Raw genomic sequence first — 17,604 nt, 5'->3', positions numbered from 1 at the left:
TAGATAGAAGAAAGTCAGGACGAAGCGTCCTGACTTTCTTCTATCTCTTTTAAAATGTGGCTGAGAGCTTGTTCAATTGAGAGCTCAGCGTTAAAAAGCTGTTCGGGAATGGTCTTTATGTAATCCTTATCATTCCACCATTTCTTTAGAGAGGCTTTGCCAAAATCCTTTGATTTAGCTCTTTGGGAGTGACGCTTGACTGTTTCTTCAAATGTTAGATCATAGTAATAAGCGAAGGTTTTGATCTGGGGATTCTCAGTGATATAGTGCCAGATGGGTTGGTACCAGTCCGCTTTTAGAATACCTTCTAAAATGATGTAGTCACAATTGTTAAAACCATAGTGTAATAAGGTTTTTAAAAGTGAAATAGTTGGTGTATCAAAGCTATCATGTGCTAAGAGCATCCCTCGGCGTAAGTCATCTTGTGAAAGCCGTAAGGTATTTTCTCCTAACTGCTGTTGAAGTGCTCTAGCTAAGCTACTTTTACCGCTTGCAGCATTTCCTCTGATAATAATTAAATTAGGCATATAATGTTAGGCTCCTTAGTGGTGTTATCAATCAAGTAAGGCTTTCAGAAGGATTGTTGCCCTAGTTAAGAAGGTCTCTGAATGCCTTTGTCTCTTAGCAACAAGAGTCTGAGTGAAAACTTAATCAATCATTTGACTTCTAAGGTAGGCATCTACTAGCTTTTCTGTAGCTTCAACTGAGTCTCTGTGTGTTCTTTCGTATGAATGACTTGATTCTATTCCTGCTCCAAGGAGAGCATGTTTAACTTCAGCGCCAGATCTTAGTGCAGCTGAGGCATCTGAACCATAGTAAGGATAAATATCTAATTGATAGGGGATATTGTTTTGGAGACAAAGGGCAACCATATGTTGACGAAGATCGTAATGGTAGGGGCCAGAGGCATCTTTGACACAGATGGAAACCGTGTATTCATCAGTTGCTTGGTCATCTCCCATTGCTCCCATATCAACTGCTAGGTATTCGACGGTTTCTTTTGGTAAGCTTGAGTTAGCACCATGACCAACTTCTTCAAATGCTGAGAAGTAAAAATGAGTTGTATAAGGTAGGGTGATATTATGGATATGATATTCTTTTAAAAGTTCTATCAGAATAGCTGCGGAAACCTTGTCATCCAAATGACGAGATTTAATAAAACCAGAATCTGTGAGTACGACTCTAGGATCAAAGGAGATAAAATCACCAACTTCAATCCCAAGTGCGCGGGTTTCATCAGCGGTTCGGACTTTTTCATCAAGTCTAACTTCCATATTAGCTTGGCTCCGTTCAGCAGTGCCAGCATCTTTATAAACATGAACGGACGTCTGGTGAATGAGAATAGTTCCTGAGATTTCCTTGCCGTTTTTAGCAAGGTGAACAGTACAATTTTCACCTTCAATAGCGTTGTAAACAAAACCTCCGACTAAGTCCATTTTCAGACGGCCATCAGGTTTAATGGCACGAACCATTGCTCCTAAAGTATCTAAATGGGCAGTTACAAGGCGGTGTTTGCTGTCATCTTGGCCTTTAACAGAGACCATAAGACCGCCCTTGTTAGTTTTTATGGGCTGGTAACCAAAGCTACTTAGTTCCTCGGCAACATATTTCATAATTCTCTTGGTAAAGCCTGTAGGTGAGGGGATTTGAGTAAGTTTTGTAATATAATCAACAGTTGTTTTCATGTTAACTTCCTTTATCCTTTATTGACTGTTTCTATTATATCATGCTAAAGGCATTTACATAAGAAAAACCGGAACAGAGACTCTATAATAGTGTCTGTCAAAGTAAAACTAAAATGCAGGTCTTACTTGTTGATAAAGAGGCGCAAAAGACTGGGTTTTCTATGACTGTCCTTGAAAGGTTTTTTTCTGTTCAATGATTATTTTCGCTAAGCGTTCAATGTCAGCACTAGTTCCCCGTAATTCAAAATCACCTAGCATGGGGAAACCAAAACGCTTTTCATACTGTTTAGCTGTCAAACAATATTGGTTATTAAAATTACGGTTGCCAGAACCAATAATTCCAAAGCAATGTTTGAAGTTATCGTGAGCTTCTAGAAAATCACCTAAAGGATTGGTGAGGATTTCCACATCTCCGGAGTCTAGGCCATTTCCCCCTTCTAAATAGGTGGGTAAAATTGTGACAAAATCATCCTCAACAGGAAAAGTGGTATGCTTTAATTCTTTAATGTTAATTGGCTTGGTCTGGATATTATATTTTCCCTCTAAATAGAGGCTTAAGCGTTTGACGAAGCTAAGTGTGTTTCCACTTAAGCTAATAAAGACAATGGTTAAATCAGACATATATGTCTCCTTGTACTATATCTTGTAATATAACTAACAGTTTAGCACAAGATATAGTATTGCACAAGCTAAAAAGAAGCTAGCAGAATCGTAAAATCCAGCTAGCTTCTTTTGGTTTTCTCAGTAATATAGAATTGAGCTAATATGATGGGAACAAGGTCATTTCTGACTTAACCTTTTTTTGCCCCTTTTTTCTTAAAAAGTCCAGCAAAACCAAGAAAACTTAGTCCTAGTATTAAGCTATTTAGAGATTCTTTAACACCTGTGTGCGGCAGTTGTTTGTTAGCAATAGTTTCACTTGTGTTAGCTTGTGTTCTGTTTGTTTGATGATAGAGCTTGGCTGCCAATTGATAGATGTATTGACGTTGTGAATCGGTAAGGTGATGATCTGTTTGACGAGGATTATTTGGATTAGTAGTATCTGTCCTTCCGACTGGATTTGTTGACTTCTCAGGTTTGATATAGGTAAAGATAAAATCACCAAAACCTTCGATAGCTGAAGGAGCATGATAGCTAATATCTTTGATATCCTTAAGGCGATTTTTCGCCTCGTCAGCAGTCAGAAAATGTAAATTCAGACCCTCAATAGTATTAGCGAAGTACCAGTTGTTGTCGGCGCTTGGATTAATGGTTTTTTCAGAAACAATATAATTGATAATGGCTTGGCGATTCTCCAAGTTTAGGAGACGATTGAAGGTTGCATTTTTCACACCGGGAAAAGTTCCGCTTGAACGATAATTGTTGGTCACAACCATGAATTCTTGATTGGGGTCAATGTCTTTTCCTTGATATTTCAAGTTGCGAACTCGGCTAGAATAAGGGTTTACTAGGTCACCTTTGGCATCGTACTTATTAGCTTGGGTAATATCAAATTCATAAGTCACACCATCAATCACATCAAAATTATAAGTACGGAAATCAGTGTTAACAAGGTTTTGAGGACCGGTATTAGTTGGATCAATAGTATTGAATTGCCCAGCAGCCATTTCTAACCATTCTTTGAGGTCTGCACCTGTGACTTTAACAATGGCAGTAACGTTATCATAAAGATAGAGGTCTGCAACATTCTTGATTGCAATTGGACCAGCAGGAATATCAGTATAAGCAGTTGGGTCATTTCGTGTACCAGCTTTAAATGGGGCTGCCGCAGAAAGAAGTGGAAGGTTGGCCTCAGGGGTACCTGCTAATTGTTGTTTAGCATACCAAAGTTGAGCCTTGTTGACAATCTGAACAGAAGGATCATCTTTTACTAAGGCAAAATAGCTGGTGATTGGTGCCTTTGTTTCTCCCACGGTTTGACGAACATAATCAATTGTTCCTTGGTGGGCTTTAGCGGCAATTGCAAGGATATTAGGGTCAGCTTCTGTTGATTTAGTATTAATTTTCCGGATTTCGGCATGATTTTGCTCTTTGTTAACAAGCCATTTACCACCGGTATAAGTAAGATCTAAATCAATTACTCCGATATGGTCGCCGTATTTTCCAGCCATGGTAACGGGAGTGCCATTAATGAGCCCCGAAACGCCGTCAACCCCTGCGTAAGTTTCGTAAGTTCCGGTGCCTGTTCCAGAAGGAAATTCAGCGTGTGAATGTCCGGTTACAACAGCATCAACCCCTGCTAAACTGGCAATTTGATAACCGACGTTTTCTTCGCCAACTTCATAGATAGTGTCACCAATACCCGTGTGTGCCAGAACTAGGATAATATCAGCGCCAGCTTTTTTAATGGTAGGAATAATTTCTGTCACCGCTTGAACAGCATCTTTAACCCTAACTTTACCTTCGAGGTTTGCCTTATCCCAAGCCATAATTTGAGGAGGGACAATTCCTGTAATGCCAACTTTAAGGTTGACTGCTTGGCCATTAGCATCTGTAAAGGTTTTGGTAATAATATCGTAAGGTTTAAAGACGAACTGATCAGTGTTGACATCTAAAACGTTAGCGTTGACAATTGGGAGTCCTGCTGAAGCAATGACTTGTTTTAAGAAAGGAAGTCCGTAGTTGAATTCGTGGTTACCAAGAGTAGATGCATCATAACCGAGAGCATTTAAGGCAGCGTACATAGGATGGACTTCTCCTGCTGACACTGGCTTAATTAGGGCAGTATAGGTGCCAAGTGGTGTGCCTTGTAGAATGTCGCCGTTGTCTACAAGGATAGTGTTTGGATTTTCAGTGCGCGCTTGGTCAATCAGAATGGCCGTTTTTGCTAAGCCGATAGTTTGTGAATCCTTATCTTGATAGTAGTCATAGTTAACAAGATTAGAATGGAGATCTGTTGTTGAAACAATACGCACGTCAATGTTTTGCCCTTCAACAGGAGCTGAAGCTTGTTGTCTTGCTACGGGGGCTAGCTGACTATTTGTTTTGGGGTCAGGATTAGCAGGTGCACTTGGTATTTCTTGGTTGTTTGTGTTGTTGGTAACAGTTGGCAAATCAGTTGTTGTTGGGGCCGTTGGCCTACTGCTAGTGGTTGCTGTAATTAAAGCATCGTCACTTGGCACATTGGTATTGCTACTCATTGGCGTAGTAGCGGCATTGCTACTTTCTGCTTTTACTATCTGAGTTGCTCCTGTAAAAAGCAACATAGCAAGTAAAAGAGCACTTTTTGAAACATAGTATTTTCTCATTCCTAAAATCTCCTAATAATCTAAAAAATGAACTTAGATTATTATTATAACGTGAAAAAAGGTTTTCATCAATATAATTCACGAACGTTTTTTGGTATTTCATGGCAAATGATACAATAAATGTAAGGTTTTTCTCTTTTGAAAAAGAAGCTAAAAACTTTATTTTGGAAAAAGTGGCGAAAAGGATAGATCCTTTTGCTTTTTCAATGAAAGTGTTAAAATAGGTAAAAGAAATTGACTGAGGAAAAGAATGGCAAAAGAAAGAAATTTATCTGGAGAAGAAGTCGTTGCTTTAGCAGCGGCTTATATGAATCACAATGATGTCGCTTTTGTAAAAAAAGCACTAGATTATGCAACAGCTGCTCATTATTATCAGGCTCGGAAATCTGGTGAACCTTATATTATTCATCCTATTCAAGTGGCAGGCATTTTGGCGGATTTACAATTAGATGCTGTGACGGTTGCTTGCGGCTTTTTACATGATGTTGTTGAAGATACGGACATTACCTTAGATAATATTGAAATGGACTTTGGCTCTGATGTTCGAGATATTGTTGATGGTGTAACCAAGCTAGGAAAAGTAGAATACAAATCTCATGAAGAGCAATTAGCTGAGAATCACCGGAAAATGTTGATGGCAATGTCAAAGGATATTCGTGTTATCCTTGTTAAGCTTGCTGACCGTCTCCATAATATGCGGACTCTAAAGCATCTGCGCAAAGATAAACAAGAACGTATCTCTCGTGAAACAATGGAAATTTATGCACCGCTTGCTCATCGTTTAGGGATTAGCCGTATTAAATGGGAGTTAGAAGATTTAGCTTTTCGTTATCTTAATGAATCGGAGTTTTATAAGATTTCCCATATGATGCGTGAAAAACGAAGAGAGCGTGAAGCATTAGTGGATGAGATTGTTGATAAAATTATCTCCTACACCCGAGAACAGGGATTATATGGTGATGTTTATGGTCGACCTAAGCATATTTATTCTATCTATCGTAAAATGCGTGATAAGAAGAAACGCTTTGATCAGATTTTTGATTTGATTGCTATTCGTTGTGTTATGGAAACTCAAAGCGATGTTTATGCCATGGTTGGCTACATTCATGAATTATGGCGTCCGATGCCTGGCCGCTTTAAAGATTACATTGCTGCGCCTAAGGCCAATGGTTACCAGTCCATTCACACAACGGTTTATGGACCAAAGGGGCCAATTGAAATTCAGATTAGAACCAAAGATATGCACCAAGTGGCTGAATATGGTGTTGCTGCACATTGGGCTTACAAAAAAGGTGTTAAAGGTAAGGTGAGTCAGTCTGATCAGAAAGTTGGCATGAACTGGATTAACGAATTGGTGGAATTACAAGATGCATCCAATGGCGATGCTAAAGATTTTGTTGATTCTGTTAAAGAAGATATTTTTTCTGAACGCATTTATGTTTTCACCCCAAACGGGGCTGTCCAAGAACTCCCGAAAGACTCTGGGCCAATTGATTTTGCTTATGCTATCCATACTCAAGTTGGCGAAAAGGCAACGGGAGCTAAGGTTAATGGGAAAATGGTGCCCCTTACAGCCAAGCTAAAAACCGGTGATGTTGTTGAAATTGTGACCAATCCAAATTCATTTGGGCCAAGCCGAGACTGGATTAAAATTGTAAAAACCAATAAAGCGCGGAATAAAATTCGTCAATTCTTTAAAAATCAAGATAAGGAACTGTCGGTCCATAAAGGACGTGAACTCTTGGTCAACTATTTCCAAGAACAAGGTTATGTCGCAAACAAGTATTTAGAAAAGCGACGGATGGAAGAAATTCTTCCCCGTCTCAGTGTTAAAAGTGTAGAATCTCTCTATGCAGCCGTCGGTTTTGGTGACTTGAGTCCGGTCTCTATTTTTAACAAGCTAACAGAAAAAGAACGCCGTGAAGAAGAGAGAGCTAAGGCAAAAGCAGAAGCAGAAGAGTTAGTTAAAGGCGGAGAGGTTAAACACGAAAATAAAGAGGTTCTTAAGGTTCGGAGTGAGAATGGTGTTATCATTCAAGGAGCCAGTGGTCTCTTGATGAGAATTGCTAAATGTTGCAACCCAGTCCCTGGAGATCCCATTGAAGGATACATTACCAAGGGGCGAGGTATTGCTATTCACAGAGCGGATTGTAATAATATTAAGAGCCAAGAAGGTTATGAGCAACGCTTGATTGAAGTTGAGTGGGATATGGAGAATTTTAGCAAAGATTACCAAGCTGAAATTGATATCTATGGCTTAAATCGTAGTGGTCTCTTGAATGATGTCCTACAAATCTTGTCAAATTCAACCAAAAGTATTTCGGCTGTCAATGCCCAACCAACCAAAGATATGAAATTTGCCAATATTCATGTTAGCTTTGGCATTCCAAATCTCACCCAATTAACGACGGTGGTGGAGAAAATTAAGACTGTTCCTGATGTATACAATGTTAAACGAACAAATGGTTAAAGGGGGAATGTGATGCGTCTTATTATTCAACGAGTGAGTCAGGCTTCAGTTTCTATTGATGGGCAAATAGCTGGCGCTATTAAAGAAGGCTTACTCTTATTAGTGGGTTTTGGTCCAGATGACGACCAAGATGATTTAGACTATGCTGTGCGTAAAATTACACAAATGCGTATTTTTTCAGATAGAGAAGGTAGAATGAACTTATCCTTGCTTGATGTTAAGGGCTCTATCTTGTCTATCTCACAATTTACCTTGTTTGCCAACACCAAAAAGGGAAATCGGCCTGCATTTACTGGGGCTGCTAGCCCCGACTTAGCTAAAGATTTATATGAGCGTTTCAATCGGCTCTTGGCAGATTATTGTCCAGTAGAGAAAGGGATTTTCGGGGCAGATATGCAGGTATCCTTGAACAACAATGGCCCTGTGACCATTACCTTGGATACCAAACAGAGATAAAAGGAAAACGAGAAGGAAACAATGGAATTAAAAGAGTATTTTCCAGAGGGACAAGTGAACCATTTGCCTTTTATGGGTGAAAATTGGCTAACAATAGCTGAGGGAGATCACTATATCCATTTACCAAAGAAAAGCTTAACAGCTAGGGAATTGTTTTTGTTGGAAAAATGTGACCTCATCGATGACATAGCTCAGTCGTCCTCGTCACCCTGGCAAGATTATTTACTTCTTAAAAAAGGCCCCTCACCGGAGGCTTTGGGTCAGTTTCAGTTTATCTTTTTAGAGCATAAAGTAGCCTTGCCAGAGGATTTACTAGAGCTTTTTAAGTCACTTATTCCCTCTTTAGTTACTGTCGTGTTTATAACTAAATCACGAACAGCTTTACTGGTTGACCAGTCCCAAGACAGTGATTTTTTAAGCCTATTTACCGATATCTTACCGACCATCGAAAGTGATTTTGGTATTGCCTTATCAGTATGTATAGGCAACAACTGGCTAGATCATAATAGCCAAGGAGTGAGAGGATACTTTACTGAAGAGAACCTTTTATTAACATCTTACCAAGAACAAAAAGGCGAGAAGCAACTCTTTTCATTTTCTGAATTGCTACTATGGGGGCTGCTAACACAAGTAAAGCTTCCAATCTTAGAAAAGTATTTTTACCACCATCTAGTTCAAAATAAAGAGATATCTGACCTAGTGCTTACCCTTTGGCAATGTCAAGGCAACCTTGTACAGACAGCCCAAAAACTTTATATTCATCGAAATTCACTCCAATATAAACTGGAAAAAACCAAACGACAGACAGGGCTCAATCTCAAAAATCTTGATGATTTAACCTTTGCTTATCTTTTCATCCATAAACAATAGTATTGTGCAAAGTGCCCAAAGACATTTGGGTACTTTGTCTCTTTTTTGAAAACCTTTTCTTTGCTAGAATAGAAGTATCAAAAAGACAGTGCTTCCCCTAGTTCCTTAAAAGAAAGCTCAGTCTAAACAAGGAGTAAGATATGGTAGAATTAAACTTAAATCACATTTATAAAAAATATCCGAACACAACACATTATGCAGTTGAAGATTTTGACTTGGATATCAAAGATAAAGAATTTATCGTTTTTGTAGGCCCGTCAGGTTGTGGCAAGTCAACAACCCTTCGCATGATTGCAGGATTGGAGGATATTTCTGAAGGGGAATTGAAAATTGATGGGGAAGTGGTCAACGACAAGTCACCAAAAGATCGTGATATTGCCATGGTTTTCCAAAACTATGCCCTTTACCCACACATGACTGTTTATGATAATATGGCGTTTGGTCTTAAGTTACGTAAATATAAGAAAGCGGACATAGATCAACGGGTTAAAGAAGCTGCGCAAATCCTAGGCTTAACAGAATTCTTAGATCGTAAACCTGCTGACTTATCTGGTGGACAGCGTCAACGTGTTGCCATGGGGCGTGCTATTGTTCGTGATGCTAAGGTTTTCTTGATGGATGAACCTTTATCAAACTTAGATGCTAAATTACGTGTATCCATGCGTGCTGAAATTGCTAAAATTCATCGTCGCATTGGTTCTACAACAATCTATGTTACTCATGATCAAACAGAAGCGATGACATTGGCTGATCGGATTGTCATTATGAGTGCGACTAAAAATCCAGAAGGTAACGGGACAATTGGTAAAATTGAACAGGTCGGTTCACCGCAAGAACTCTATAACTTACCAGCAAATAAATTTGTTGCTGGCTTTATCGGTAGTCCGGCCATGAATTTCTTTGATGTCACTTTTGATGGTCAACGTATCGTCAGTCCAGATGGTCTTAATATCGCTATTACTGAAGGACAGGCAAAAATGCTCAAAGAAGCAGGCTATGAAGGCAAACAAGTGACATTTGGTATCCGTCCAGAAGACATCTCAGCTAACTTAATTGTCGAAGAAACATTCCCGAATGCTAATGTTGAAGCAGAGGTTTTAGTTTCTGAGTTATTAGGTTCTGAAACAATGCTTTACGTCAAACTTGGCAATACGGAATTTGCATCTCGCGTTGATGCGCGTGACTTCCATAACCCAGGTGAAAAGGTAAGCTTAACTTTTAATGTTTCTAAAGGGCACTTCTTTGACATTGATACTGAAAAAGCTATTCGTTAATTAAGTACCTTCTAGAATATGACAAAGTCCTCGAAATCTTTATTTTGGGGACTTTGTGTCACTAATTGAAATTATAGAAAAGAGATAAAAATGGAAAAACACTGGTGGCATAAAGCTACAATCTATCAAATTTATCCCAAATCTTTTATGGATGCTAATGGTGATGGAATAGGGGATCTTGAAGGGATTATTCAAAAACTAGACTATCTGGAAAACCTTGGTATTACAGCTATCTGGCTGTCTCCAGTTTATCAATCCCCAATGGATGACAACGGCTATGATATTTCGGATTATGAGGCTATCGCTGACATTTTTGGTGATATGGCCCAGATGGACCTTCTCTTAGAAGAAGCCAAGAAACGCGGCATTAGAATCATCATGGATTTGGTTGTCAATCATACATCTGATGAACACGCCTGGTTTATTGAAGCAAGAGAGAACCCACAAAGTCCAGAAAGAGATTTTTATATTTGGCGGGACCAGCCTAATGGTCTCATGTCAACTTTTTCTGGCTCTGCGTGGCAATTGGACCAGAAATCTGGTCAATATTATCTCCATCTCTTTAGTAAAAAACAACCAGATCTGAATTGGGAAAATGCAGACCTCCGTCAAAAGATTTATGATATGATGAATTTTTGGATTGCTAAAGGAATCGGTGGATTCCGCATGGACGTTATTGATTTAATTGGTAAAATTCCAGATGCGGAAATTACTGGTAATGGACCTAAGTTGCATGATTACTTAAAAGAAATGAATCAGGCAACATTTGGAGATCATGATTTATTAACTGTTGGTGAAACTTGGGGTGCAACTCCGGAAATTGCCAAACAGTATTCTCGTCCAGAAAATAAAGAACTCTCCATGGTTTTCCAATTTGAACATGTTGGTTTGCAACATAAACCTAATCGTCCAAAATGGGATTATGCTGAAGAATTGGATGTGCCAGCCCTAAAAGCTATTTTTGCCAAGTGGCAAACAGAATTAAAGCTGGGGGAAGGCTGGAATTCCTTGTTTTGGAATAACCATGATTTACCGCGGGTTCTTTCTATTTGGGGAAATGACCAAGAAAATCGTGAAAAATCTGGAAAAGCGTTAGCCATTTTACTTCATCTCATGCGCGGAACGCCTTATATTTACCAAGGTGAAGAAATCGGGATGACGAATTATCCGTTTGAACATCTGGAGCAGGTAGACGATATCGAATCAGTCAACTATGCTAAAGAAGCCATGGCTAATGGCGTTGCAATAGGAGAAATCTTGGCAAGTATCCGGCAGGTTGGACGTGATAATGCCAGAACACCAATGCAGTGGGATACCTCAAAACATGCAGGTTTTTCCAAGGCGGATAAGACCTGGTTGGCACTTAATCCTAATTATGAAAGGATCAATGTCCAAGCTGCTCTGGCCGATAAGAATTCACTTTTTTATACCTACAAAGACCTTGTTGCTTTACGGAAAAATGAATCGTGGTTAGTTGAGGCAGATTTCCGATTGTTAGAATCAGCTGATAAAGTCTTTGCTTATGAAAGATGCCTAGGTACAGATACTTACCTGATTGTGGTTAATTTATCAGATCAAAATCAAGCTTTTAACTTGTCATGTGAAACCTATCAAACAATCATTGCTAACACAGACCCAGGGAAAGTCATTGACCAAGGTTACTTAGAAGCTTGGGATGCCTTTTGTATTAAAAAATAGATAGTTTAGAAGTCCTCGATCAAGAGGACTTTTTTTATCTTTTAACTTTGAAGCTAATCAGTAAGCGCTTAGATTTAGAGATTTTCTTTTTTAATAGTGACAATCCCTTAACAAAAACAAGCGATTGCACTTTGTTTTTGTTGTTAATAAAACTTTTTACAAATAGAATCAGTAAATTAAAGAAAACGATTGCATAAATAAAGTTTCCTAGGTATACTAGTTATGAAAAGGAAAAAAGGAGAACCAAATGTTGCAGTCGATGAGTAAACATAATAAAGCCATCACACCAGAAAAACGGCAAAAATTTGGCATTCGTCGTTTAAAGTTAGGGGTTGCTTCGATAACAATTGCTACTGCCTTGTTTGGTACAGCTGTAACTGCTGTGCAAGCTAAGACTACTGATACCACGACAAGTGAATTGGTTGAAACAGTTGTTTCTGATTCTAGTCAAAGCACCAACGCAGTGACTAGTTCAGCAGGAGTAGAACAGAATGTAGCAACTGAGACCAAGAGTAGCAATGACAGGTCCCTACCGGCCAGTATCGAAAAATCAAATCAACTCTCTTCTCAGGAAAATGTCACAACTAGTGAGGCTTCGGTAGGTGATTCGGAAGTTGCTAGTATAGTCCCTTCTGAAACGGTATCTGATGCAGATGTAACACCTCCAAGTGCACAAGTTCCCTCACCCGTGGCAGAGGTGCCTATTGCCTCAACTGATATCAGAATGCATTTCAAAACGCTTCCGTCTACGGATCTAGCTAGTCTAGGGCTTTGGACCTGGGAAGATGTTGCTAAACCTTCTGAGCAAAATGGTGCTTGGCCGACAGGAGCCACCAGTTTTTCAATGGCCAAGCAAGATAACTATGGCTACTACATTGATATAAAGATGGCCGAGGGTCCGCGCAACTTAATAAAATGGCTCATTAATAATACTAGTGGACAAAACATTACTGGGGACCAGGAGTTTGATGTTTTGAGTCAAAACATGAATGAAGTTTGGTTTGATGAGCAATATAAAGCTAGTTATTATGCCCCTCAAGCGACAGGAACTCTTCGTATTAATTACTTGCGGGCAGATGGTAACTATAAGGACAAATCCCTGTGGTTATGGGGAAGTGTTGATTCTACTCAATTAAGTCAACAAGGAACTTGGCCAGATGGGATTAATTTTAGGCATTTTGGTAAGTATGGTGCCTACATTGATGTTAAGTTGTCAGAATTACCAAGTGATATAGGTTTCTTACTCCTTGATGAAAGTAAATCAGGCGAAGCTGTCAAAATTAATCCGTCTGACTATAGATTTAGCGATTTAAAAAATAATACTCAAATTTTTGTGAAAGACGAGGATCCAACTATTTATACAAACCCTTACTATGTCAATAATGTACGCATTCTAGGTGCTCAACAAACTAGTCCTACAACAATTGAAGTGAGTATGACTAGTTTAGAAGGTACAGATCAGTCTACAGTACTTAAAAATCTTACGGTAACCAACGCAGCTAACCAAAGCATGGCTATTGCGGGTCTTATTTTAAACACTGCTCAAAAAACACTTCTCATTAAGGGGGATTTCTCTGCAAACAAGGGGCCTTATACTGTGACTTATGCTTCTGATCATTTGCTGGCAAGAGGTAACTGGCAATATAAAGATGCTCTTTATGCTTATGATGGTTTTCTTGGCTCTCAAGTGACGGCAAATGGTCAGTCTGTTGACATGGCTATCTGGTCTCCAAGTGCTGATCAAGTTTCAGTTGTCCTTTATGATAAAGATGACCAGAACCTTGTTGTCGGTAAGGTCGGTATGGTAAAAGGCCAAAAAGGGCAGTGGACAGTTAAGCTAGATAAGACTAAAGGGCTAGAAATTAACGATTACAGAGGGTATTATTACCATTATGAGATCAAACGTGGTGATAAAACGGTTTTAGTATTGGACCCTTATGCTAAATCTCTAGCAGCATGGAATTCTGATCTGGCTAGCAAAGGTCCAGCTTACGCGGTTGCTAAGGCTGCCTTTGTTGATCCAAGTCATTATGGTCCCAAAGAATTGACCTATGCCAAAATTCCTGGCTTTAATAAGCGTGAAGATGCTATTATCTATGAGGTACATGTGCGTGATTTTACATCTGATAAAGCTATCTCAGTTGATTTACATCATCAGTTTGGTACTTTTGCAGCTTTTGCGGAACGCTTGCAATACTTAAAAGAGCTAGGCGTCACCCATATTCAGTTACTGCCAGTTATGTCTTATTATTTTATTAATGAAATGACTAAGGATAGGATGGATTATTATGCCTCAAGTGCTACTAATTATAACTGGGGCTATGATCCTCAGAGCTATTTCGCTCTGACTGGTCATTATTCTTCGGATCCCAAAGATCCTACGAAACGCATTGAAGAATTTAAAAATCTTGTTAATGAAATTCATAAATTGGGAATGGGTGTGCTGTTGGATGTGGTTTATAACCATACTGCTAAAACGGCTATTTTGGAAGATTTAGAACCTCATTACTACCACTTTATGGACGCTGACGGGACTCCACGAACGGCTTTTGGTGGTGGTAGGGTTGGAACAACCCATTATATGACCCGTCGCTTGCTCCTTGATTCTATCAAATACATGGTATCAGAGTATAAAGTTGATGGCTTTAGATTTGACATGATGGGAGAACATGACGCAGAAACAATTCAAGCTGCTTATGACGCTGCCAAAGTTCTTAATCCAAATATCTTGATGTTAGGAGAAGGGTGGATTACCTATGCAGGTGATGAGAACAAACCTGTTCAAGCTGCGGATCAAACTTGGATGAATCAAACAGATTCAGTTGCTTCCTTCTCAGATGATATCCGCAATCTTCTGAAATCAGGATACCCAAATGAAGGGCAACCAGCTTTCTTGACAAATGGTCATCGAAGCATTAATGGCATCTTCAGCAATATTAAGGGGCAACCAACCAATTTTAAAGCGGATGACCCAGGTGATGTGATTCAATACATTGAGGCTCACGATAATCTAACACTTTTTGACATTATTGCTCAGTCTATTAAAAAAGATCCAAGCATTGCTAAAAATAATAGTGAGATTCATCGTCGGCTACGTTTAGGAAATCTTATCATTATGACTTCTCAAGGAACGGCCTTTATCCATGCCGGACAAGAATATGGACGCACAAAGCAATTCCGAGATGAGGCCTACAAATATCCCGTTTCGAGTGACTTAGTACCTAATAAATCCCATTTATTGGTTAATGAGGATGGAAGTCCCTTTGACTATCCTTACTTTATCCATGATTCATATGATTCGACGGATGCTATTAACCATTTTGATTGGACCAAAGCTACAAATAGTAGCCTATACCCAGAAAATACTAAGAGTCATGATTATATGCAAGGGTTGATTGCTATTAGGAAGTCAACAGATGCTTTCAGGCTAGGTGATAAAGATTTGATTGATCAAAAGGTCTCCTTAATAACGGTTCCAGGACAAGATGGGGTTGCTGAATCAGATCTTATCATTGGTTATGTGGTCACAGCAACTAATGGGGATCGCTATGCAGTCTTAGTAAATGCTGACAGTAAGTCCCGTCATTTTACTCTCCCTGCGGAATGGCAGAGCGCCAGCGTGCTTGTGGACGCTGATTATGCTGGCTTGGCCAATATCAAGCATCCAAATGGTTTGCACTTTGACCAGAATGGTCTTTCCTTAGATCCTTTGACAGCAACTATCTTGAAATTAGTGAAGGCAGCAGAGGTTGAACCTGGTTTTGAACGAGCTAAAAAAGATGACAATCCACACACTCTGACGACACCAGGGCTGACTAATAAGATGGGTACTTCAGGAACTGTCTTGTCAGAAGTCTCGCCAGTTTTCTGGTCTGGAGTTGCATCTCCAGCTAAGTCCGTAAGAACTAGTAGTGTCAGTGGTTTTAAAAAGGAGGCAGTAAAGGCAAGTGAGAATGGAACCACCAATAAGAAGCATCAGGCAAGGACTAAGACTTCAGATGCTAGCGGTAAGACTGTAGAGAAAGCTACTGTTAAAGCTCAAAATAAGCAAGAAAAGAAGACTACTTTTGCTTTGGTTGCCGCCCTCTTCCTTATAGCTTGGGCTTATCTCATTCATAAGCATAAACGTCGCTCTTAAATACATTAATCCGATGAGTGGAAATGACGTTAAAAGTCTAGGAAAATTTTCCTAGACTTTTACTTATCCTCTTTGAAGGTTTTAACAACTCGAGCTGGACAACCTAGAGCTAAGGTATTAGCAGGGATATCTTTTGTAACTAAGCTATTAGCACCAATAACGGAATTATCACCGATACTGACACCGGGTAAAACAGTTGTATTGGCACCAATCCAACAATTTTTCCCGATCCGAACTGGCCGGTTGTATTGAAATCCTTGTTCCCGCAATGATGGTTGAAGAGGATGTGTGCCCGCAATGATGGTAACATTTGGTGCTATCATGGTATTGTCACCAATTGTGATAAAGGTGTCATCAACCAGGGTCAGGTTAAAATTGATATAGACGTTTTTTCCGATAGTGGTAAAATGCCCTCCCCAATTAGCTCGAAGTGGTGGCTCGATATAGACATCTGGTCCAACTGCCTTAAACATTTTTTTCATTAATTGTTTGCGTTTTGCAATTTCTGAAGGCCTTGTTTGATTAAAGGTATAGAGGAGCTCTTGGCAGTCTAATTGTTTTTTGATGATTTGTGGATCATTAGGAAAATAGAGTTGTCCAGAGTGCATTGAGGTCATAGTTGTCATACCTAACTCCTTTTTATAAGGTAGATTCTCGGATAGTTAATTGGGTAGCAATTTTGGTCAAAGTAAGGCCATGTGACGGTTGAACTAATTGTTTATTGAGGATATCTACAGCAATACTTCCCATCTCTTCTGTGTAGACAGTGATGCTGGATAGGCTTGGGAAAACTTGTCTTGTAATAGGTGTATCATTGAATGAGATGAGGCTAACACGAGTTGGAACCGGAATATTAGCTTCCTGTAAGGCTTTAAGCGCTCCAACTGCAAGTGTGTCATTAGCAATGAAAAAAGCCTTTGGTAGGTCTTCTTTTAAAGAGTCGATGGCTTCCTTCATCAACTGATAGCCTGATTGTGTGGAAAATTGTCCGACAAACATGTATTCGGGACGATAAATCCCAAGTTCACTAGTATAATTTTTAAAGGTTCGAAAACGTTGGTCAATTAGTAGTTGACTGTGATCACTTGTACTTTCTTCCCCAGCTATCATTCCAATATCTTGAAACCCTTTGTCAATAAAATAATCCACTGCCCTCATGACAGAATGTTCAAAATCAGTCGTTACACAATGGTGTCCGCTTGTTAAAGTGTCGGAATCGACAAAAACGAGAGGAAGCTGATGTTTTTCAAGGTCTTTAATTTGTTGGTTGCTAAATTTACCAATAGCGATGATTCCAACTGTACCTACATCTAAGATAATGTTATCTGTGTTAAAAAAGCGTATAAGGTCGTAACCTAGTAAGCGCGCCCTATTTTCGAGACCAATTCTAATGGAGTAATAGTATAAATCATCAAGCTCTTCTTGCTGGCTATACCATTGGTAAACTGCAATTTTTTGTTTTATTTTAGGAAGGTTTGTTTTAGATTTGTGCTTTGAATAGCCTAGCTGATCTGCAATTGTGAGGATACGATGTTTTGTGTCTTCGCCGACGGACAAGCTGTGATCTTCATTTAGAACTCGGGATACGGTGGCTTGTGAAACGTGAGCGAGAGTAGCTATGTCTTTTAAGGTTGCCAATTTTTTCTCCTTGGATTTCTAATATCTTTGTTATTAGTATAACGAAAGTATAAAAATTTTTCTATATTTTAGTAAAATTTTAGTAAAGCAATTGACGCTGTTTCAGAGATTTCCTAAAATAGGGTTA

The 17,604-nt window shown here is 39.2% G+C and carries 12 protein-coding genes; 6 read left to right on the top strand and 6 right to left on the bottom strand.

The window, feature by feature from the left end; translation table 11 throughout:
- Nucleotides 1-14: 14 nt before the first annotated feature.
- From STRPS_RS03300 to STRPS_RS03285, 4 genes are all read right to left on the bottom strand, one after another.
- Nucleotides 15-527: an AAA family ATPase gene (locus tag STRPS_RS03300; RefSeq protein WP_007895334.1), complete on the bottom strand. Its 513-nt coding sequence runs from the start codon at nucleotides 525-527 to the stop codon at nucleotides 15-17.
- Nucleotides 528-647: 120 nt separating this feature from the next.
- Nucleotides 648-1,685 carry a M42 family metallopeptidase gene (locus STRPS_RS03295; RefSeq protein WP_007895323.1) on the bottom strand — a complete coding sequence of 346 codons (1,038 nt, stop codon included), beginning with the start codon at nucleotides 1,683-1,685 and terminating at the stop codon, nucleotides 648-650.
- A 159-nt stretch (nucleotides 1,686-1,844) separates the two neighbouring features.
- Entirely contained in the window at nucleotides 1,845-2,306 is a 462-nt protein-coding gene (nrdI, locus tag STRPS_RS03290) for a class Ib ribonucleoside-diphosphate reductase assembly flavoprotein NrdI (RefSeq protein WP_007895621.1), read from the bottom strand.
- A gap of 170 nt (nucleotides 2,307-2,476) precedes the next feature.
- Nucleotides 2,477-4,933, bottom strand: coding sequence for a bifunctional 2',3'-cyclic-nucleotide 2'-phosphodiesterase/3'-nucleotidase (locus tag STRPS_RS03285; protein ID WP_007895292.1), 2,457 nt, complete (start codon nucleotides 4,931-4,933; stop codon nucleotides 2,477-2,479).
- Between the two features lie 250 nt (nucleotides 4,934-5,183).
- Between STRPS_RS03285 and STRPS_RS03280 the strand changes: the two genes are divergently transcribed.
- From STRPS_RS03280 to STRPS_RS03255, 6 genes are all read left to right on the top strand, one after another.
- Nucleotides 5,184-7,403: a RelA/SpoT family protein gene (locus STRPS_RS03280; protein WP_007895307.1), complete on the top strand. Its 2,220-nt coding sequence runs from the start codon at nucleotides 5,184-5,186 to the stop codon at nucleotides 7,401-7,403.
- Between the two features lie 12 nt (nucleotides 7,404-7,415).
- Nucleotides 7,416-7,859 carry a D-aminoacyl-tRNA deacylase gene (gene dtd, locus STRPS_RS03275; RefSeq protein ID WP_007895423.1) on the top strand — a complete coding sequence of 148 codons (444 nt, stop codon included), beginning with the start codon at nucleotides 7,416-7,418 and terminating at the stop codon, nucleotides 7,857-7,859.
- Between the two features lie 21 nt (nucleotides 7,860-7,880).
- Complete coding sequence (locus tag STRPS_RS03270; protein ID WP_007895356.1) at nucleotides 7,881-8,729, top strand: PucR family transcriptional regulator; 849 nt, start codon at nucleotides 7,881-7,883, stop codon at nucleotides 8,727-8,729.
- Between the two features lie 140 nt (nucleotides 8,730-8,869).
- Complete coding sequence (locus STRPS_RS03265) at nucleotides 8,870-10,003, top strand: ABC transporter ATP-binding protein (protein ID WP_007895565.1); 1,134 nt, start codon at nucleotides 8,870-8,872, stop codon at nucleotides 10,001-10,003.
- Between the two features lie 90 nt (nucleotides 10,004-10,093).
- On the top strand, nucleotides 10,094-11,701 hold the full coding sequence (locus STRPS_RS03260) for a glycoside hydrolase family 13 protein (protein ID WP_007895341.1): 1,608 nt from the start codon (nucleotides 10,094-10,096) through the stop codon (nucleotides 11,699-11,701).
- Nucleotides 11,702-11,948: 247 nt separating this feature from the next.
- A complete protein-coding gene (locus STRPS_RS03255; RefSeq protein WP_007895326.1) occupies nucleotides 11,949-15,839 on the top strand; it encodes a pullulanase in 3,891 nt (1,296 codons plus the stop codon).
- Nucleotides 15,840-15,898: 59 nt separating this feature from the next.
- On the opposite strand, the gene STRPS_RS03250 is transcribed toward STRPS_RS03255, so the two are convergent.
- Together STRPS_RS03250 and STRPS_RS03245 are read right to left on the bottom strand one after the other, a co-directional pair.
- Nucleotides 15,899-16,465, bottom strand: coding sequence for a sugar O-acetyltransferase (locus tag STRPS_RS03250; protein ID WP_007895471.1), 567 nt, complete (start codon nucleotides 16,463-16,465; stop codon nucleotides 15,899-15,901).
- A 13-nt stretch (nucleotides 16,466-16,478) separates the two neighbouring features.
- Nucleotides 16,479-17,477, bottom strand: coding sequence for a LacI family DNA-binding transcriptional regulator (locus STRPS_RS03245; protein WP_007895369.1), 999 nt, complete (start codon nucleotides 17,475-17,477; stop codon nucleotides 16,479-16,481).
- Nucleotides 17,478-17,604 lie beyond the last annotated feature (127 nt).

It is taken from the genome of Streptococcus pseudoporcinus LQ 940-04 (assembly GCF_000188035.1).
Lineage (GTDB): Bacteria > Bacillota > Bacilli > Lactobacillales > Streptococcaceae > Streptococcus > Streptococcus pseudoporcinus.
This window is presented reverse-complemented; position numbering and strand designations above follow the sequence as displayed.